This is a genomic window from Microbacterium sp. AZCO, from assembly GCF_039614715.1.
Classification (GTDB): Bacteria; Actinomycetota; Actinomycetes; order Actinomycetales; family Microbacteriaceae; genus Microbacterium.
Genome location: NZ_CP154857.1, coordinates 3,019,095 through 3,037,367, shown reverse-complemented (window position 1 = coordinate 3,037,367; position 18,273 = coordinate 3,019,095). Strand labels below are relative to the sequence as shown.

Below are 18,273 nucleotides of genomic sequence, written 5' to 3'. Positions count from 1 at the left end.
GGTCTGCTCCATACTGGCCGGATGTCGAACCCCCCTCCGCCGGTCGATCCGGGCGCCCCGGTGCCCGGCGCGCCGGAGCCCTCGTCGTCTCCCGAGGCGGCACCCGTGTCGGCGCCGCACGAGACGGAGCAGACGGTTCGGGATGCCGCGCCTGCCGCGACTGCGGCGGGAGAAGAGCACGTTCGACCCGCGGCCCCGGGACCGGTGCCGCCGGTGCCGCCGGTGCCTCCCGTTCCGCAGGCGCCTCCCGGGTATGCGGTGCCCGGATATCCCGGAGCGGCGCCGTATCCGTCCGGGCAGGAGCAGACCCTTCCGTATCCGGCGCCCGGCTACCCCCCGGGACAGCAGGGGTACGAGGTGCCCGGCTACTCGTCGGGTCCCGAGTATCCGACGGTGCCGGTGTACCCGGCCCAGCCGGGCTACGGCGAGCCGTCCGGCTATGCCGTGCCGGGCTACGGCGCTGCGACCGGCTACGCCGACCCCGCCGGGTATGCGGCGCCCGGCTACCCCGTCTACGGCCAGTCGACCGAGCCGCCTCGCTCGGGGCTCGCGACGGCGACCCTGGTGGTCGGCATCGTGTCGCTCGTCTTCTGCTGGCTGCCGCTCGTCGGCATCCTCGCGGGCATCGCCGCGGTCGTGCTCGGCAGTATCGCCCTCGGCCGCCGGCAGCGCCGGGGCTTCGCGATCACCGGCATCGTGACGGGAGGACTCGGCATCCTCACCGCGATCATCCTGTGGGTCGTGTTCTTCTTCTTCATCACGACGTTCCAGACGCTGTCGTCCGGCGCGGGGGAGCCGGCCCCCGCCCCGTCGGCGTCGTCGGCGCCGGTCGATCCCGGCACGGGCGACGACTCGGCTGATCTGTCGACCTTCGTGCCGATCGACGACGCGGCCTTCGCCGCCGTCGTCGCCGACCCCGGTGCGCACTTCGGCGAGGACTACATCCTCTACGGCGAGGTTCAGGAGTTCGACGACATCACGGGTGAGTGCCAGATCATGATCAACGTCGACGACAGCCTGCAGGACACGTGGGAGGGCTACAGCGAGTTCGCGATCGCCTTCGCCGCCTCGAGCCAGTCGCAGACCGAGGGATGCCCCGAGTTCGCGTCGATCGCGGAGCTCGACCACGTCAAGGTCTGGGCCCGCGTACTGGGCGTGACGACCGTCGAGTTCGACGATGGCACGGCCGACGACCTCCTGTCGCTCGAGATCCACCGGGTGGAGGAGCTCACGCCCCTCCCTTGAGCCCGTCTGCCTCCGGCCCGGGTTTGCCGAGGGGTCGTCACCCTCGGCAGACGCCCCGCCCCAGGGTCCCCGAGCTTGTCGAGGGGTCGTCAGCCTCAGCCGGCGCGGAGGGGGTCAGTTGTCGCGGCGTGCGCCCTCTAACGGTGTGACGGTGAAGATGTGCGGTGCGGCGTAGCCGGCGTCGGCGAAGGCCGCCGTGACGGCATCCCGAACCTGATCGACCGAGTCGTGCGACACGAGCGCGATCGCGGCGCCGCCGAATCCGCCGCCCGTCATGCGGGCGCCGATCGCACCGGCCGCGAGTGCGGCGTCGACCGCCGTGTCGAGCTCGGGCGCCGAGATCTCGAAGTCGTCGCGCATCGAGACGTGCGACGCGACGAGGAGGTCGCCGATCGCCTCGGGGCCCTTCTCGCGGAGCGTCCGGACCGTCTCGATCACCCTGGCGTTCTCGGTCACGATGTGTCGCACGCGGCGGTACGTCACGTCGTCGAGCAGCTCCTCCGCGCGCGGCAGGTCGTCGACCGACACGTCGCGCAGCGCCGCGACGCCCAGCGTCCGGGCGCCGAGCTCGCACGAGGCGCGGCGCTCGCCGTAGCCGCCGGTGGCGTGGGAGTGCTTGACGCCCGTGTCCATCACGAGCAGCTCGAGGCCGGCATCCGCGAATCCGAGATCGACGACGTCGGCTTCAAGCGAGCGGCAGTCGAGGAAGATTGCGGCGTCGGGGCGTCCGAGCATCGACGACATCTGGTCCATGATCCCGGTCGGCGCGCCGACGGCCTCGTTCTCGGCGGTGCGGCCGATCTTCGCGAGGGCGACGCGGTCGAGGCCGAGCCCCCACGTCTCGTCGAGCGCCGATGCGACGGCGCCCTCGATGGCGGCCGACGACGACAGCCCCGCGCCGACGGGCACGTCGGACGCGATCGCGAGGTCGACGCCGGTGGCGGCATCCGATCCCGTCGTCTTCGCGAGCGCCCACGCGACCCCGAGCGGGTACCGGGCCCACTCGGCGATCTCGTCGCGGCGGGCCGGGAAGAGGTCGTCGAGCTCGTCGAGGGCGACCTCGACGACCTCGGGGGTGAAGGTCGAGGCGACGCGGATGCGGCCGTCGGTGCGCGTGCCGAGCGCGACGTACGTGCGGTGCTCGATCGCGAACGGGAAGACGAAGCCGTCGTTGTAGTCGGTGTGCTCGCCGATGAGGTTGACCCGACCGGGAGACGACCAGACGCCCGTCGGCTCGCTGCCGACGAGGTCGACGAAGAGGGCACGCGCGTCGGCGGCGGGGGCGGTGGTCACAGGGTCACTCCTTCCACGGCGTCGCGCAGGCGAGCGGCCGCGGTCTCGGGCGGGACGTCTCCGATCCAGGCGCCCATGGCGGCCTCGGATCCCGCGAGGAACTTCAGCTTGTCGGCGGCCCGGCGGGGGCTCGTGAGCTCGAGGTGCAGGCGCACCGAGTCGCGGCCCACGTTGACGGGCGCCTGGTGCCACGCCGCGATGTAGGGCGTGGGGGAGTCGTAGAGCGCGTCGACGCCGCGCAGCAGCCGCAGGTAGAGCGGCGCGAGCTCGTCGCGCTCGGCATCCGTCGTGTCGGTGAAGTCGGCGACGTGGCGATGCGGGAGCAGGTGCACCTCGAGCGGCCAGCGCGCGGCGAACGGCACGAAGGCCGTCCAGTGCTCGCCTTCGAGGATCACACGCTCGGAGCCCCGCTCGAAGTCGAGGATGCGCGCGAAGAGGTCCGGTGCGGTGCGGTCGATCGAGTCGAGCAGCCGGGTCGTGCGCGGCGTGATGTACGGGTAGGCGTAGATCTGCCCGTGCGGGTGCGGCAGCGTGACGCCGATCGCCTCGCCGCGGTTCTCGAACGGGAACACCTGCTCGACGCCGGGGAGCGCGGAGAGCGCCGCGGTGCGGTCGGCCCACGCCTCGATGACGGTGCGGGCGCGCGTGACCGAGAGCGTGCCGAACGAGCCGGAGTGCTCGGGGCTGAAGCAGACGACCTCGCAGCGGCCGACGCTCGTGCGGGTGCGGCCGAGGCCCAGCGCCTGGAGGTCGTCGAGTCCGAGCGGGGGGTTCGAGCCCGCGGGGGCGTCGCCGTGGGCCTCCGCGAGGGCGGGCCCGAAGGAGGGCGACTTGTTCTCGAAGACGGCGACGTCGTAGAGCGACGGGATCTCGCTGGGGTTGGTCGCGGTCTGCGGCGCGAGCGGATCCAGCTCGGCGGGGGGCAGGAAGGCGCGGTTCTGGCGCGCGGCGGCGACCGAGATCCAGTCGCCGGTCAGGATGTCGAGACGCATCGTCGCCGTCTCGGGGCGCGGGTCGAGCGTGCGGGCGTCGACGTTGCGCTCGGCGCCGAGCGTCGTGTCCGGGTCGTCGAAGTAGATGAGCTCGCGCCCGTCGGCGAGACGGGTGGCGCGCTTGACGACGCCCGCGCCGAGGCGCTCGGGGGTGGTGTCGATCGTGTTCACGTCAACATGCTAACTCCGCCGTGTGTTATCGTCAACATGGAAGGCGAGGGGATCATGGAGCGTCGAGTGTCGATGGCCGATGTGGGTGCCCTCGCCGGCGTGTCCGGGCAGACGGTCTCGCGTGTCGTGAACGACAGTCCCCGCGTCGACCCCGCCACGCGCCTCCGCGTCGAGCAGGCCATGTCGCGCCTCGGCTACCGTCCGCACCGCGCCGCCCGCGCCCTCCGCACGGGTCGTACGCAGACGGTCGGCCTTGTCGCGTCGACGCTCGCGACGGTCGGCAATTCGCGCATGCTGCAGGCCGTCGCCGATGCCGCGGCCGCGCGCGGCTACTCGCTCGTCGTCGTGACGCTCGGCGCTGCGACCGCCACGCCGCGAGGCAAGAGCGCCGCCTCCGCCATCGCGGGGGCCTTCGAGCGCCTTCGCGACCAGGGCGTCGACGGAGCCATCGTCCTGAACGAGGCGACGGATCTGGTCCGGGATGCCTCGACCCCGGCCGATCTCGCGCTCGTCGTCGTCGATTCGCCCCGCGACGACCGGTTCGGCGTCGTCGTGACCGACCACGCGGGCGGCGCCCGCGCCGCGACGGAGCATCTCCTCGCGCTCGGGCATCGGACCGTCCACCACCTCGCCGGGCCGACCGGCTCGTTCGCGGCGGCGGAGCGCGAGCGCGGCTGGCGTGACGCGCTCGCTGCGGCCGGGGCCGAGGCATCCACCCCCCTTCGCGGCGATTGGAGTGCCGCCTCGGGTCACGCGGCCGGCGCGGAGCTGCCGCCCGACGCGAGTGCCGTGTTCGTCGCGAACGACCAGATGGCGCTCGGGATGCTGCGCGCGCTCGCCGGTGACGGCCGGTCTGTGCCGCGCGACGTGAGCGTCGTCGGGTTCGACGATGTCGCCGACGCGGCAGATTACCGCCCGCCGCTCACGACGGTGCGGCAGGACTTCGACCGGCTCGGGGAGCGGGCGATCGCGCTGCTCGTCGATCGCATCGAGGCGGGTCGATCGGCCGCTGGGGCCTACGAGACGATCGAGACGCAGCTCACCCTGCGGAACAGCACCGCCGCTCCGCGCGACTGACGCGGCTCAGCCGCGGAAGAACGCGTTCGCGCGCCGCGTGTAGAGCAGCAGGATGCCGATCACGGCGAGGGCCGCGCTGACGACCGCCCCGAGCACCACGAGCGGCCCGAAGTACGTGAACAGCGTGATGAGCGCGCTCACGAGGTCGAGGACGAAGACGATCGTCACGAGGACGCGTGCGGCGGAGTTCCCGCCGAACAGCCCGAAGCTCACGAGGACGGTCACGACGCCGATCGCGACGCCGATCCACCCCGACCAGTCGTCGCTCGTGGGCGGGTTGGCCACGGTCACGATGCCCCGGATGACCGCGACCGCGCCGCTGATCCACGCGATGAGCGCGACGAGGGTGACGCCGAACGGCCGACGATTCGTTGCCATGGCCCACAGGCTAGCGACGGGGTCGGGCGCCCCGCGTCACCCCAGAGGGATGAAATCAGCTGTGCGCGCGACGGGCCTCCCAGCCCGTGCGGACCATCTCGTCGACCGTGTAGCGGTTCGCCCAGTCGAGGTCGCGGGCGGCGAGCTCGCCGGTGGCGACGATGCGGTCGGGGTCGCCGGGGCGACGGGGGCCGATCTCGGGCGTGAAGTCGATGCCGGTCACGCGGGCCATGGCATCCATGATCTGCTTCACCGACAGCCCGTTCTGCGAGCCGAGGTTGTAGGCCGGTTCGATGGCCTGCCGGGCGGCGAGGCGCTGCGCCGCGACGACGTGCGCGGCGGCGATGTCGGCGACGTGCACGTAGTCGCGCACGTTCGTGCCGTCCTCGGTGTCGTAGTCGTCGCCGTTGATCCGCGGTGTGCGGCCCTCGATGAGCGCCTCGAAGACGAGCGGGAAGAGGTTGTGGGGGCTCGTGTCGTACACGACCGGGTCGCCCGAGCCGACGACGTTGAAGTAGCGCAGCGACGTGTGGCGGAGGGGATGCTCCGACTCGGCCGTCGCGGTCGCCTGATCGCGCAGCAGCCACTCGCCGATGAGCTTCGACTCGCCGTACGGGCTGGCCGGGCGCTTCGGGAGGTCCTCGGTGACGAGCGGCACATCGGGGGTGCCGTAGACGGCGGCCGACGACGAGAACACGATGTTCGCGACATCCGCCGCCTGCATCGCCTCGAGCACGACGCGGGTGCCCTCGACGTTCTGCGCGTACGTGTGCAGGGGCCGGCGCACCGAGACGCCGGCGTACTTGTAGCCCGCGACGTGGATCACGCCCTCGACGTCATGATCGCGGAGGGCCTTCTCGACGAGCGCCGCATCGAGGATCGTGCCGCGCACGAACGGCACGCCCTCGGGCACGAAGCCCTCGTGGCCGCTGGAGAGGTCGTCGATGACGACGGGAGCGAGGTCTGCTGCTGCGAGCGCACGCACGACGTGCGCGCCGATATAGCCGGCACCGCCGGTCACAAGCCAGGACATGGCACCCATTCTGCCGGTTCCGGTGAACGACTCCTGAAACCGACGGATGCCGCGGCCCGCTCCGGCTTCCCGTGCACAGCATCGATCGACCGCGACCCCGACGCTTCGGCTGCGGCGTTTCGCGGCGGATACGGGGAATCAGCGCCGCTGAACTCGTGGCGGCGCGCGACGGGTAACCGCTTGCCGAGAAGCGATAGGCTGTAAAACGTTTCACGGTCATGTGGGCGGGGGGTTCTGCGATGAAGCGGGTCGGCATCAGGGATGTCGCGCGCCGGGCCGGCGTGTCGATGAGCTCGGTGTCGAACGCGCTCAACCGGCCGGAGCGGGTGAGCGACGACATCGTCGTCCGCGTGCGCGAGGCCGTGGACGAGCTCGGCTACGTGCCGCTCCAGGCGGCGCAGCAGCTGCGCGTCGGACGCTCGGGCCTCCTCGGCATGACCGTCATCAACATCACGAACCCGTTCTTCAGCGATCTCGTCACGGGAGCGGAGGATGCCGCCGGCTCGGGCGGGCTGCGCGTGCTGGTCGGCAACAGCGACGACGACGAGGTCAAGGAGCGCGAGTACTTCGAGCTCTTCGGCCGCGTGCAGGTCGAGGGCGCGCTCGTCTCGCCGTTCGGCGAGCCGGGCGAGCGGCTCGCGCGGCGGCTGGCCCGCAGCATCCCGGTCGTCCTCGTCGATCGCGTCGATGACGACGGGGTGCTCGACTCCGTGTCGTTCGACGACGTCGCGGGCGGTCGGATGGCGGCCCAGCATCTTATCGACCTCGGCCGCACGCGCCTGGCCTTCCTCGGAGGTGAGGAGGGGGTGCGGCAGGTGCGCGAGCGCCTCGCAGGTGCGCGGCAGGCCGTCGCGGCGACCCCCGGCGCGCGGATCGACGCGACGTTCGCACCGCGGACGGGCCCGGGATGGGGCATCCAGCTCGGCGAGATGATCGCCGCGATGCCCGCGGACGAGCGCCCCGACGGCATCGTCACGACGAACGACCACCTCGCGTGCGGCGTCGTGCACGGCCTCCTGCGCGGGGGAGTGCGCGTGCCCGACGAGGTCGCGATCGTCGGCTACGACGACATCGACTTCGCCGCGGTCGCCGCCGTGCCGCTCACGTCGGTGCGGCAGCCCGCGCGCGAGATGGGCCGAGCCGCCGCCGAGCGGCTGCTGCAGCTCGTCTCGGGCGCCGCGGAACCGGCGGGCGTGGCGATCCGGTTCGAGCCGGAGCTGTCGGTGCGCGCCTCCACCGTCGGTTACCCCTGACAGCAGATTGGATGCCGCGCCCCGCGTTCGCGCACGCGTGCGGGGCGCGGTCCGCCCGCGACGGGGGAAACAGGCCGGTCAGGCCGTGAGCACTCCGTTGCGGCGGTGCGGGAGGTGCTCGAGCGAGGCATCCCGAAGCGGCTCCGGCAGCAGCGCCTCGGGGGCGTCCTGGAAGACGATCGGCCGCAGGAACCGGCGGATCGCCGTCGCCCCGACCGACGTGTGCAGCGACGTCGTCGCGGGCCACGGGCCGCCGTGGTGCTGCGACCACGTGACGGCGACGCCCGTCGGCCAGCCGGCGAAGAGGACGCGCCCTGCCTTGAGCTGCAGGAGGTCGAGCACATCGGCGACGTCGTCGCCCGGCTCGGAGTGGAGCGTCGCCGTGAGGCTGCCCGGCACGGCCTCGAGCGCGCGGCGCAGGTCGTCGGGCCCGTCGTAGCGGACGAGGAGCGTGACCGGGCCGAAGCACTCCTCGAGCAGCACGTCGGGACGCTCCGCGACCGCGGTCGCGTCCGTCGCGAGCACGACGGGCTGGGCTAAGTCGTCGCCGGCGGCCGAGCGGGCACCCGCCACGACCGACACCGACGGATCGGTGACAAGGCGGTCGACGCCCTCGGGGAACGCCGCCGTGATGCGGTCGGTCAGGAGCGGCCCGCCCGCCGCCGAGGTGGCGTGGGAGGCGACGAGCTCTTCGAATCCGGCATCCCGCGGCACGAAGACCACGCCGGGCTTCGTGCAGAACTGCCCGACGCCGAGCGTGAACGACCCGACGAGGCCCTGCGCGAGCGCGGCGCCGCGGGCGGCGACGGCGGTGGGCGTCACGACGACGGGATTGACGCTGCCGAGCTCCCCGTAGAACGGGATGGGGTCGGGGCGGCCGCTCGCGAGGTCGAAGAGGGCGCGCCCACCGGAGAGCGATCCGGTGAAGCCGGCGGCCTGGATCACGGGATGCTGCACGAGGGCGTTCCCGGCATCCCGTCCCTCGATCAGCGCGAGCGAACCGGCCGGCGCACCCGCCTCCTCCAGAGCCGCCGCGACGATCTCCGCCGTCCGGCGGGACAGTTCGGGATGCCCCGAGTGGGCCTTCACGACGACGGGCGCCCCGGCGGCGAGGGCCGACGCCGTGTCGCCGCCCGCGACCGAGAACGCGAAAGGGAAGTTCGACGCGGAGAAGACCGCGACCGGGCCGACCGGGACGAGCATGCGGCGCAGCTCGGGGCGCGGTGGCGTGGCCGAGGGGTCGGCGCCGTCGATCGTGAGCTCGAGGTACGAGCCCTCCTCGACGACGGTCGCGAAGAGGCGCAGCTGACCCGTCGTGCGGCCGACCTCGCCGCGCAGGCGCGCGGCGCCGAGGCGGGTCTCGCGGTCGGCGATCTCGACGAGCTCATCGGCGGCGGCGTCGACCGCGTCGGCGGCGGCCCGCAGCCATCCGGCCCGCTCGGCGGCGGAGGACGCGCGCCACACGGGCGCCGCCGCGGCGGCGGCCGCGACGATCTCGGCGAGCTCGGCGAGGGTGGTCCCTCGGACGGCGGTGCTGGTCATGCGGTGGGTCCTTTCGGTTCAGGAGGCGTCTCGCACGGGCGGGTCTCGCGCCGTGCGGCTGCCCGTCTGCGGAGTCTTGCCGGGGCGGGTTCAGCGGAAGCGGAGGCCGAGTCCGACGTGGGGCAGGTCGGTCAGGCGGCCGTCCGCGATGACCACGGGGGACGGGTCGGCGAGGGCGCCGAGTGCGCCGAAGCCGGCGTCCTCGACGTCCTCCGCGAGGGGCGGTGCGATGCCCGGCACCTCCGGCAGGGCGAGGGCGAGCTGCCCGGAGAGCTCGGGGAGGAGATGCGGATGCAGCGCCACCCGGTGGTCGGCAGCGAGGGCCGCGATGCGCAGGAAGGGCGTGATGCCGCCCACGCGCACGACATTGGGCTGGACGATCTGACCGGCGCCCGCGCGGAGGAAGTCGCCGAATCGGTGGATCGTGTGGAGGTTCTCGCCGAGGGCGATCGGCACCGCGATGCGGCGCGCGAGCTCGGTGTGCGCGGCGAGGTCGTCGGCGCGCAGCGGCTCCTCGATCCAGGCGAGGTCGAAGGCCGAGAGCGCCGCGATCGCCTCGGTCGCCTTCTCCAGGTGCCAGCGCTGGTTCGCGTCGATCATGAGCGCCCGGCGGGGTCCGAGCGTCTCGCGCACCGCGCGCACGCGCGCGACGTCCTCCGCGATGTCGGGCTTGCCGACCTTGATCTTGACGGCGTCGAAGCCCGCCTCGATCCACCGCTCCGCCTGCGCGACGAGCTCGTCGAGTGAGTAGTGCAGGTTGACGCCGCTGCCGTACGCGACGGCCGACGACCGCGCGCGGCCGAGGTGATCGGTGATCGAGAGCCCCGCGGCGCGGGCCGTGGCATCCCACACCGCCAGATCCAGACCCGCGAGGCCGATCGTCGTGACGCCCCCGCCGCCTGCTTCGTGGATGTGCGCCCACGTGGCGTCCCACAGTTCGGCGGGGTCGGCGTCGCGGCCCTGCGCGAACGGCGCGATGTCGTGGGCCAGGTGGGCGAGCACGGCCTCCGCGCCGATCTGCGGCGTCCACGAGAAGCCCCAGCCCTCGACGCCGTCCGAGAGCACGACGTGCGTCGCGATGACGCCCACCGTCGTCACGTCGCTCGCCCACGGCCGCGTGAGCGGCACGCGCACGAGCCGCGCGTCGAACGAGTCGATCGTGGTCATACCGCCGCGCTCTCCAGCAGTGCGCGCCCCGACGCGAGGATGCCGGCGAGCCGTTCCTCCTGCTCGGGCGTCGGGTCGACGAGTGGCGGGCGCACGCTTCCGACGGGCAGGCCGGCGAGGCGGAGCCCTGCCTTGATGAGCGAGACCCCGAATCCGGGCGTCTCGTCGCGCAGCCGCACGAGCGGGGCGTAGAAGCCGTCGACCAGCGCCAGGCGGCGCTCCTCGTCGCCGTCGACGTACGCGCGGTAGTAGGCGTTCGCGATGTCGGGCGCCATCGCGAACGCGGCCGACGAGTACAGCGGGATGCCGATGCCGCGGTACGCCGCCTGCGTCAGCTCCGCCGTCAGCAGGCCGTTGAAGAAGGCGACGTCGTCGCGGCCCTCCTCGGCCACCGCGCGCACGATGAGCTGCGCCGTGCCGATGTCGCCGACGCCGTCCTTGAATCCGACGACCTTGGGGTTCGCGACGAGCCGGCGCACGGTGTCGGGCGAGTAGACGGCGGTGCCGCGGTGGTACACGACGACGGGGAGAGGGGATGCCTCGGCGATGGCCTCGACATATGCCGCGAGGCCCGCCTGCGGGCCGCCGACGAGGTAGGGCGGCAGCACGAGGAGTCCGTCGGCGCCCGCGTCGGCGGCGGCGCGGGCGACCTCGAGGGCGTGGCCGAGGGGTCCGCCCGCGCCGGCGACGACGGGCACTCGGCCGGCGACGACGTCGACCGTCGTCCGCACGACCCCCGCAGCCTCGGAGGCGGAGAGGGCGTGGAACTCGCCTGTGCCGCACGCGGGGAAGACCCCGCCGGGGCTGTGGGTGAGCGACGTCTCGAGGTGCTGCTCGAGTACGGCGGTGTCGACGCGGCCGTGAACGTCGAAGGGGGTCACCGGGAAGAAGAGAATGCCGTCGAACTTCATGCCGCCGACTCCTTTCGTGCGTCGGTCCGCTCCAGTTCGGAGCGCCAGTCGAATCGTGGCCGCCATCCGAGCAGGCGGCGTGCCTTGGCGTTCGAGAATGCGGGCGAGGTGCCCGTGAGGACGGATGCCGCGGCCTCGGTGCCGGGGTGGAAGCGCGGGACCAGCTCGGCGAGCGGCTCTCTGGCGAGGGCGTCGTCGGCCCCGACGAAGAAGACCTCGCCGTTCGGGATCTCGGGGAGCGCGTCGAGCAGCGTGTCGGCGAAGGTCGCGACATCCCGCGCATCGATGTAGTTGAAGAGGGCCGGCGCCGAGAGCGCGGGGTCGTCGAGGCGCTCGCGCACGGTGTGACCCTGCTGCGTCGGAGCGCCGTCCCACTCCTCCGGCGCGATGACGTAGCAGGGGCGGAATGCCGCGAACCGCACGGCGTCGCCGGTCTGGCGCTGCAGCATCCCGAGCGTCTGCTCGATGAGGAGCTTCGACAGCGCGTACGCGTTCCAGGGCCGCGGCGGGGTGTCCTCGTCGAGCGGGAACCTGTCGGGCGACCAGCCGTGCGGCGAGCCGTAACCGAGCACCGTCGGGCTCGACGCGGCGACGATCTTCGGGATGCCGACCTTCACGGCCGCGCCGAGCACCGACACGGCGAGACCCGCGTTCGTGCGCATGATGACGTCTTCCGGCGCGCTGAACGGAACAGCGATCGCGGCGAGGTGGATGAGCGCGTCGGCGCGGGCGTCGGCGAGGGCCGCTGCGGCGGCATCCGCGTCGCTCAGATCGACCGTCACCTGCGTCACGCCCGCGAGCTCGGGCGCCGAGGAGACGGCGCGGTCGAGCGAGACGAGGTCGTGCCCCGCCGACGACAGTCCGGCGACGAGGCTGCGTCCGAGCCGGCCCGCCCCGCCGGTGACGGCGATGCGCGTCACGCCCGAACCCTCTCGAGGAGCGGGATGCCGAGCTCGGCGACCTCGACGGGAAGGCCCGTTGCCAGTGAGCGGTTGCCGGCGATGCCGACGGCGATGGACTGCACGCCGTCGCGCCAGTCGGCGGGGCGCGCGAGCGGGTCGTCGCCGGGGCCGACGAAGACGTCGGATAGGAGGAGGCGGTCGCCGCCGCCGTGGCCGTCGCCGGTGCTCTCGATGGGCACCTCGACGGCGGGCTCCCAGTGGCGCTGCACGAGGAGGCGCTCTCCCTCCGGGCGCAGCGAGCCGGACGATCCGGCGTCGACGGCGCTCGGATCGAGCACGGGGTGCAGGCCCTCATCGGCGAGCACGGCGCCGCGCTCGACGACCTCGAGCTCGGCGCGGCCGAGGGTGCCGTTGACCGCGACGCGGTACCCCTCCCACGGCGAGTGGGCGTTGAGCGAGTAGCTGAGCGTCGCACCGGAGGCGTAGTCCACGACGAGGGCGAGGTTGTCCTCGATCGTGATGCCCTCACCGAACACGTCGCGGTCGCGGCGGTAGCCGTCGTGCTGCTCCGCCTCGAAGTAGAGCGCCTTGAGGCGCGCGTCGTCTCGCAGGTCGAGCTCGAACGCATCGTGCGCGCCGTCGTGCGTGCCGCGGTCGGGTCGGTCGCCGAGACCGCGGGCGGCGGCATTGTCGGCGCCGTAGAAGCGCAGCCCGCCCGACGCGTAGACGCGGCGCGGGGTGGACCGGATCCACCAGTTCACGAGGTCGAAGTGGTGGCTCGCCTTGTGGACGAGCAGGCCGCCGGAGTGCTCCTTCTCGCGATGCCAGCGCCGGAAGTAGTCCGCGCCGTGCTTCGTGTCGAGCACCCACGAGAAGTCGACCGACAGCACGTCGCCGATCAGGCCGTCCTGGATGACCTGGCGCAGCGCGCTGTTGCGGGGGGAGTAGCGGTAGTTGAAGGTCAGGACGACCTCGCGGCCGGTGCGCTCGACCGCTGCCTCGATCGCGGCGGCGCTGGGCGCGTCGATGGTGAGGGGCTTCTCGACGACGACGTCGGCGCCGGCATCCAGCGCCCGCACGATGAGGGGAGCGTGCAGGTCGTCGCGCGCGCAGATCACGACGCGGTCGACGCGCTCAGTGCGGATCATGTCCTCCAGGGCATCGGGATGCCACACTGTCCGCGCCTCGAAGCCTCGGGCCGAGACGAGATCGGCGTAGTAGCCCGCCCGCACGGGATTCGGCTCGCAGATCGCGACGAGCACGGACCGGTCGGCGTACGTCTGCGTGATCGCGTCGACGTACATGCTCGCGCGGTGACCTGCTCCGACGACGGCGTACCGACGGTGACTCATGCTGCTCCTTCGAGTGCGGGGAAGCGTTTTCAGGAAACGTTTTCTCGACCCTAGCACCGCATAGCGTGTCGTGCCACCCGGGTTGACGTGTGGCGTCCACGCGGGGCGCGCGCCGTGCATGTTGCCCTCGCCGATGGCGCTGGCTCGTGCCCGGGCTGATCGGATAATCCGGAGCCCGTGCTGCCCTCGCCCTGGCTCCGGCTCACACCCGGCTTTCGGATCATCCGGAGCCCGTGCTGTTCTCGCCCTGGCGCCGGCTCATACCGGGCTTCTCGGATCATCCAGAGCCCGGGCTGTCGCCGAGCGCCCACGTCATGCACGTTCGCAGCGGGGGCTCTCGGCGAGAGCACGGGATGTGGACGCCCCGGGTCGGCCGGCTGCGCGGCTCAGCGCGCGGCGGGTCCGGTGCTGCCGCGAACGACGACGCGGGGCTCGAGGAGCACCGAGGCGGGTGCGTCCCCGCCCGCGAGCGACGCCTGCAGCGCCCGCCAGGCGAGTGCGCCGAGCTCCTCGGCGGGCACGGCTGCCGTCGTCAGCGGGGGATTCGTGTACCGCGCGAACGGGATGTCGTCGAACCCCGTGACGGACAGGTCGTCCGGCACCCGGATGCCGCGCTCGGCGACCGCCGAGAGCAGGCCCATCGCGACGAGGTCGTTGTACGCCAGCACGGCCGTCGCGCCGCTCGCGATGACGGCGTCGGCCGTGGCCGCCCCGCTGTCGAAGTCGACGCCGGAGGTGAGCTCGATGAGCTCGACGTCGCCGCGGGTGTCGCGGAAGTCGGCGAGCGCCGCGAGACGCGCCGCATTCGAGGCGCTGCGCGCGAGGCCGGCGAGGTAGGCGATCCGGCGATGCCCGAGGTCGTAGAGGTGCTCGGCGAGGCCGCGGACGGCGGTGCCGTAGTCGGCGGCGACGGCCGGGACCGCCGCATCCATCCCCCTGTTCACGAGCACGACGGGGCCGACGTCGGGCAGCAGGGCGTCGAGCTCCGCGTCCGCCATGCGAGGCGCGCACAGGATGAGCCCGTCGGTGCGTCGCCGCGTCTCGACGGCGAGGATCCGCTCCTCGGCGACCTGCTCGGCGGAGTCGGCGATGAGCACGTGGTAGCCGTCGGTGGCCGCCGCGCGGCTGAGTCCGCGCAGCACCGCCTGGAAGGTCGGGTTGCCGAGGTCGGGCACGACGACCGCGACGGTCTGCGTGCGGCCGAGCACGAGACTGCGCGCGAGCGGGCTCGCGGTGTATCCGAGCTCGGCGGCGACGCCTCGGACGCGCTCGGCGAGGGCGGGGTCGACGGTCGGATTGCCGTTCATGACGCGCGACACCGTCGAGAGCGAGACGCCGGCGTGCTTCGCGACGTCCGTGATCGTCGCCTTGGCGGTCGTGCGGGGCACGGGTCCTCCTGTCGTGGCCGCGACACCGCGCGGCGGTTGCCATACTAGCGAGAAAGCGTTTTATCGAAGGGAATGACGGATGCCTGGATCCGCAGCCGACCGCGCCGTCAAGCAGTCCCGGATTCGACGGGTGCTCGAGGAATCCGCCGCTGAGGCGCTCGTGCTCACATCGCACGAGGCGGTGTCGTGGTACCTCGAGGGCATCCGCTCGCACGTGTCGCTCGCGGGGCCGCCCGTCGCGGCGGTGCGCGTCGACGCCGAGGGCGACACGATCTTCGTCGCGGCCAATGAGGCCGACAGACTGATCGCGGAGGAGCTGCTGCCGGAGGATGCGGCGCTCGTGCGGCGCGTGCCGTGGATCACGCCGCCGGCCGAGGCGGCCGGCCCCGCTCTCGGTGAGGCATCTGTCGCGCCTGGGCTGCGCGCCGCGCGGGCGAGCCTCCTCCCCGCCGAGCGCGAGCGCTACCGTGCGCTCGGGCGCGACGCGGCGGAGGCGATGACCGACGTGGCGTCGTCGCTGACGCCGCCGAGCACCGAGCGGCAGGCGGCGGCGGCGCTGGCGGGCGCCCTCGTCGAGCGCGGGATCGACCCGCTCGTGATCCTCGCCGCCGGTACGTCGCGGCTCGGCCACCGGCATCCCCTCCCCACGGATGCTCCGCTCGGGCGACGCGCGATGCTCGTCGTCTGCGGGCGCCGGCACGGCCTGATCGCCAACCTCACGCGATGGGTCGGCGATGATGCCGACGACGCGATCCTCGACGTCGAAGCTACGTTCTTCGCGGCGTCGCGGCCCGGTGCGCGGCTCGACGAGGTGTTCGAGGCTGGGACGGCGGCCTACTCGACGGCCGGTTTCGACCCCGACGAGTGGCAGCGGCACCACCAGGGCGGCCCAACGGGATACGCCGGCCGCGATCCGCGTGCGACGCCCGCGACGACCGACCTCGTGCAGGAGCACCAGGCCTTCGCGTGGAACCCCAGCGCCCCCGGCGTCAAGGTCGAGGACACCGTGCTCGTCTCCTCCGCCGGGGTCGAGGTGCTGACCCTCGACCCGCGCTGGCCGACGACGGTGCGCGCGGGTCTGACTCGGCCGGCGGCGCGCCCCTACTGACGCGCCGCGGACGCCCCGCCCGGGGCGCCGGTCGGCCGCACCGCCCGCTACGCGGTCGGCCGTGCTGCCGGGTACGGCCGGTCGGCCGTGCAACAACTCCTCAATCCCGTCGTCGCGCGGGCGAGGGCGACGGCGTGTCGCGCCCAGCGCGGCGACGATTTGCGGAGCTCGTGCACGGGACCGGGGCCGCCGGACCCCGCCCGGCAGCCGGCGGCCGGCGGCGCGCCCGTACTGACGCGCCGGCCCGCTACGCGGTAGGGCACGCTGCCTGCTGCGCCGGTCGGCCGTGCAACAACTCCTCAATCCCGGCGTGGCTCGGGCGAGGCCGACGGCGTGTCGCGGCCGGCGCGGCGACGATTTGCGGAGTTCGTGCACGGGACCGGGGCCGCCGGACGTTGGTGGGCCGGGCATCAGGGCACGCAGATCGGCTGCGCGGCCCGCTACGCGGTTGGGTGGGCACCAGGGTGCGCCGGTCAGCCGTGCAACAACTCCTCAATTCCGGCGTGGCTCGGGCGAGGGTGGCGGCGTGTCGCGCGGGAGCGGCGACGATTTGCGGAGTTCGTGCACGGGAACCAGCCGGGATCCGCCGGCCGCCGGCCGGCAGCCGCGACGCGAAGTTCCCCGTGACGGCGCGACGCCCAGCCCGTACCATCGAAGGATGGCCGAGAAAGCGCTTACCCGCATTCCGCGACTCATCGACGGCGCGCACCCCACCCGGTCGGTCCTGCGGCTGCTGCTCCGGCGCCCGGGGCGCATGAGCATCGCCATCCTCGCCTTCGCGCTCAAGGAGATCCCGCTCTGGTTCCTCCCGGTCATCACGGCCGCGATCATCGACATCGTCGCCGACGGCGGGCAGGTGCAGAGCGTGCTCTGGTGGTTCGCGCTCGCCGTCGTGCTGCTCGTGCAGAACTACCCCAACCACCTGCTCTACACGCGCAGCTTCATGACGGTCGTCCGCGACACCGGCGCAGAGCTGCGCAACGCGCTCGCCGAGCGGCTGCAGACCCTGTCGATCGGCTATCACACGCGCATGAGCTCATCGATCGTGCAGAGCAAGGTCGTGCGCGACGTCGAGAACGTCGAGCTCATGCTGCAGCAGGTGACGCATCCCCTCCTCTCGTCGGTCATGGTGCTCATCGGGGCGATCTCGATGACCGCGATCGCCGTGCCCGCGTTCCTCCCCGTCTACGCGCTCGCCGTGCCGATCGCGATCGGACTGCGCGCGGGACTCCGCCGCCGCACCGAGGCGCGCAACGCCGAGCTGCGCCGCGAGATGGAGGGGCTCGCCGCCCGCGTCGGGGAGATGGCCTCGCTCATCCCCGTCACCCGCGCGCACGGCCTCGAGCAGACGGCCGTGACCCGCGTCGCGAGCGGCGCCGACGGCGTCCGTCGCGCGGGCCTGCACCTCGACATGCTGAACGGGCATGTGGCATCCATCTCGTGGGTCACGATGCAGCTGCTGGGGGTGGGATGCCTCGTCCTGGCCGCGATCTTCTCGCTGACCGGGTTCCTCCCGATCACCCCGGGTCAGGTCGTGCTGCTGTCGACGTACTTCGCCCTGCTCACGCAGGGGCTCACGCAGCTGCTCATGCTCATCCCGGTCGGAGCCCGCGGCATCGAGTCGGTGCGCTCGATCGCCGAGGTGATCCAGGAGCCCGACCTCGAGCAGAACGAGGGCAAGCGTCGCGTCGACGAGGTCGCCGGTCGCATCACCCTCGAGCGGATCACGGAGCGGTACCCCGGCGCCGACACCGACGCCCTGCACGACGTCGACCTGGATATCCGGGCGGGCGAGACCGTCGCGTTCGTCGGCTCGTCGGGGTCGGGCAAATCGACCCTCCTCAACCTCGTGCTCGGCTTCGTGCGGCCGTCGGGCGGACGCATCCTGCTCGACGGCTCCGACATGCAGCAGCTCGACCTCCGCACGGTGCGCCGCTTCGTGTCGGTCGTGCCGCAGGAGTCGGTGCTCTTCGAGGGGACGATCCGCGAGAACATCGCCTACGGCCTGCCGCACGCCTCGGACGCGAGCCTCCGCGACGCGCTCCGCGCCGCGAACGCCCTGGAGTTCGTCGATGCCCAGCCGCAGGGCTGGGACACCGTCGTGGGGGAGCGGGGTGCCCGCCTCTCGGGCGGTCAGCGCCAGCGCCTCGCCATCGCCCGCGCGCTCGTGCGCGACCCGCGCATCCTGCTCCTCGACGAGGCGACGAGCGCACTCGACCCGGAGTCGGAGGAGCTCGTCAAGGAGGCGCTCGGCCGGCTCATGCGGGGTCGCACAACCCTCGTGGTCGCGCACCGGCTCTCGACGATCCGTCAGGCCGACCGGATCGTCGTCCTCGAGCGCGGGCAGATCGTGGAGCAGGGCAGCCATGACGAGCTGCTCGCCCGGGACGGCCGCTACGCCCGCCTGCACCTGACTCAGGTCGGTCCGCGAAGCGAACTGGGATAGCGCTTTCCCAGAAAG

General features: G+C 72.9%; 15 protein-coding genes. 5 read left to right on the top strand and 10 right to left on the bottom strand.

Features of this window, described 5'->3' with window-relative positions; genetic code table 11:
* Positions 1-21: 21 nt before the first annotated feature.
* Positions 22-1,245 carry a DUF4190 domain-containing protein gene (locus AAIB33_RS13960; protein ID WP_345800566.1) on the top strand — a complete coding sequence of 408 codons (1,224 nt, stop codon included), beginning with the start codon at positions 22-24 and terminating at the stop codon, positions 1,243-1,245.
* A 114-nt stretch (positions 1,246-1,359) separates the two neighbouring features.
* On the opposite strand, the gene galK is transcribed toward AAIB33_RS13960, so the two are convergent.
* Together galK and galT are read right to left on the bottom strand one after the other, a co-directional pair.
* Complete coding sequence (galK, locus tag AAIB33_RS13955) at positions 1,360-2,538, bottom strand: galactokinase (RefSeq protein WP_345800565.1); 1,179 nt, start codon at positions 2,536-2,538, stop codon at positions 1,360-1,362.
* A complete protein-coding gene (gene galT / locus AAIB33_RS13950) occupies positions 2,535-3,701 on the bottom strand; it encodes a galactose-1-phosphate uridylyltransferase (protein ID WP_345800564.1) in 1,167 nt (388 codons plus the stop codon). The genes galK and galT overlap by 4 nt, the downstream gene beginning before the upstream one ends.
* Positions 3,702-3,773: 72 nt before the next feature.
* Between galT and AAIB33_RS13945 the strand changes: the two genes are divergently transcribed.
* On the top strand, positions 3,774-4,778 hold the full coding sequence (locus AAIB33_RS13945) for a substrate-binding domain-containing protein (protein WP_345803439.1): 1,005 nt from the start codon (positions 3,774-3,776) through the stop codon (positions 4,776-4,778).
* A 6-nt stretch (positions 4,779-4,784) separates the two neighbouring features.
* Here the strand turns inward: AAIB33_RS13945 and AAIB33_RS13940 are convergent, their stop codons facing one another.
* Together AAIB33_RS13940 and galE are read right to left on the bottom strand one after the other, a co-directional pair.
* Positions 4,785-5,156, bottom strand: coding sequence for a hypothetical protein (locus AAIB33_RS13940; protein WP_345800563.1), 372 nt, complete (start codon positions 5,154-5,156; stop codon positions 4,785-4,787).
* 55 nt (positions 5,157-5,211) lie between these two features.
* Positions 5,212-6,189, bottom strand: coding sequence for a UDP-glucose 4-epimerase GalE (gene galE / locus AAIB33_RS13935; protein ID WP_345800562.1), 978 nt, complete (start codon positions 6,187-6,189; stop codon positions 5,212-5,214).
* A gap of 239 nt (positions 6,190-6,428) precedes the next feature.
* On the opposite strand from galE, the gene AAIB33_RS13930 reads away from it, so the two are divergent.
* A complete protein-coding gene (locus tag AAIB33_RS13930; RefSeq protein ID WP_345800561.1) occupies positions 6,429-7,442 on the top strand; it encodes a LacI family DNA-binding transcriptional regulator in 1,014 nt (337 codons plus the stop codon).
* Between the two features lie 78 nt (positions 7,443-7,520).
* Here the strand turns inward: AAIB33_RS13930 and AAIB33_RS13925 are convergent, their stop codons facing one another.
* From AAIB33_RS13925 to AAIB33_RS13900, 6 genes are all read right to left on the bottom strand, one after another.
* Positions 7,521-8,984 carry an aldehyde dehydrogenase (NADP(+)) gene (locus AAIB33_RS13925; protein ID WP_345800560.1) on the bottom strand — a complete coding sequence of 488 codons (1,464 nt, stop codon included), beginning with the start codon at positions 8,982-8,984 and terminating at the stop codon, positions 7,521-7,523.
* 90 nt (positions 8,985-9,074) lie between these two features.
* A complete protein-coding gene (locus AAIB33_RS13920) occupies positions 9,075-10,151 on the bottom strand; it encodes a mandelate racemase/muconate lactonizing enzyme family protein (RefSeq protein ID WP_345800559.1) in 1,077 nt (358 codons plus the stop codon).
* Complete coding sequence (locus AAIB33_RS13915) at positions 10,148-11,062, bottom strand: 5-dehydro-4-deoxyglucarate dehydratase (protein ID WP_345800558.1); 915 nt, start codon at positions 11,060-11,062, stop codon at positions 10,148-10,150. Before AAIB33_RS13915 ends, AAIB33_RS13920 begins: the two co-directional genes overlap by 4 nt.
* Positions 11,059-11,982 (bottom strand): NAD(P)-dependent oxidoreductase, encoded by a 924-nt coding sequence (locus AAIB33_RS13910; RefSeq protein ID WP_345800557.1) that lies wholly within the window; start codon positions 11,980-11,982, stop codon positions 11,059-11,061. Before AAIB33_RS13910 ends, AAIB33_RS13915 begins: the two co-directional genes overlap by 4 nt.
* On the bottom strand, positions 11,979-13,316 hold the full coding sequence (locus AAIB33_RS13905; RefSeq protein WP_345800556.1) for a Gfo/Idh/MocA family oxidoreductase: 1,338 nt from the start codon (positions 13,314-13,316) through the stop codon (positions 11,979-11,981). The genes AAIB33_RS13910 and AAIB33_RS13905 overlap by 4 nt, the downstream gene beginning before the upstream one ends.
* A gap of 386 nt (positions 13,317-13,702) precedes the next feature.
* Positions 13,703-14,704 carry a LacI family DNA-binding transcriptional regulator gene (locus AAIB33_RS13900; protein WP_345800555.1) on the bottom strand — a complete coding sequence of 334 codons (1,002 nt, stop codon included), beginning with the start codon at positions 14,702-14,704 and terminating at the stop codon, positions 13,703-13,705.
* Positions 14,705-14,783: 79 nt separating this feature from the next.
* Between AAIB33_RS13900 and AAIB33_RS13895 the strand changes: the two genes are divergently transcribed.
* Positions 14,784-15,812 carry a M24 family metallopeptidase gene (locus AAIB33_RS13895; RefSeq protein WP_345800554.1) on the top strand — a complete coding sequence of 343 codons (1,029 nt, stop codon included), beginning with the start codon at positions 14,784-14,786 and terminating at the stop codon, positions 15,810-15,812.
* 658 nt (positions 15,813-16,470) lie between these two features.
* Positions 16,471-18,258, top strand: a complete 1,788-nt coding sequence (locus tag AAIB33_RS13890; RefSeq protein WP_345800553.1) for an ABC transporter ATP-binding protein — start codon at positions 16,471-16,473, stop codon at positions 18,256-18,258.
* Positions 18,259-18,273: the final 15 nt, after the last annotated feature.

Coding starts and splice junctions, on each gene's coding strand:
- AAIB33_RS13945 (WP_345803439.1), top strand. CDS start 3,774: ATGGCCGATGTGGGTGCCCTCGCCGGCGTGTCCGGGCAGACGGTCTCG.
- galE (WP_345800562.1), bottom strand. CDS start 6,189: ATGTCCTGGCTTGTGACCGGCGGTGCCGGCTATATCGGCGCGCACGTC.
- AAIB33_RS13890 (WP_345800553.1), top strand. CDS start 16,471: ATGGCCGAGAAAGCGCTTACCCGCATTCCGCGACTCATCGACGGCGCG.
- AAIB33_RS13915 (WP_345800558.1), bottom strand. CDS start 11,062: ATGAAGTTCGACGGCATTCTCTTCTTCCCGGTGACCCCCTTCGACGTT.
- AAIB33_RS13930 (WP_345800561.1), top strand. CDS start 6,429: ATGAAGCGGGTCGGCATCAGGGATGTCGCGCGCCGGGCCGGCGTGTCG.
- AAIB33_RS13895 (WP_345800554.1), top strand. CDS start 14,784: ATGCCTGGATCCGCAGCCGACCGCGCCGTCAAGCAGTCCCGGATTCGA.
- AAIB33_RS13940 (WP_345800563.1), bottom strand. CDS start 5,156: ATGGCAACGAATCGTCGGCCGTTCGGCGTCACCCTCGTCGCGCTCATC.
- AAIB33_RS13925 (WP_345800560.1), bottom strand. CDS start 8,984: ATGACCAGCACCGCCGTCCGAGGGACCACCCTCGCCGAGCTCGCCGAG.
- AAIB33_RS13905 (WP_345800556.1), bottom strand. CDS start 13,316: ATGAGTCACCGTCGGTACGCCGTCGTCGGAGCAGGTCACCGCGCGAGC.
- AAIB33_RS13960 (WP_345800566.1), top strand. CDS start 22: ATGTCGAACCCCCCTCCGCCGGTCGATCCGGGCGCCCCGGTGCCCGGC.
- AAIB33_RS13920 (WP_345800559.1), bottom strand. CDS start 10,151: ATGACCACGATCGACTCGTTCGACGCGCGGCTCGTGCGCGTGCCGCTC.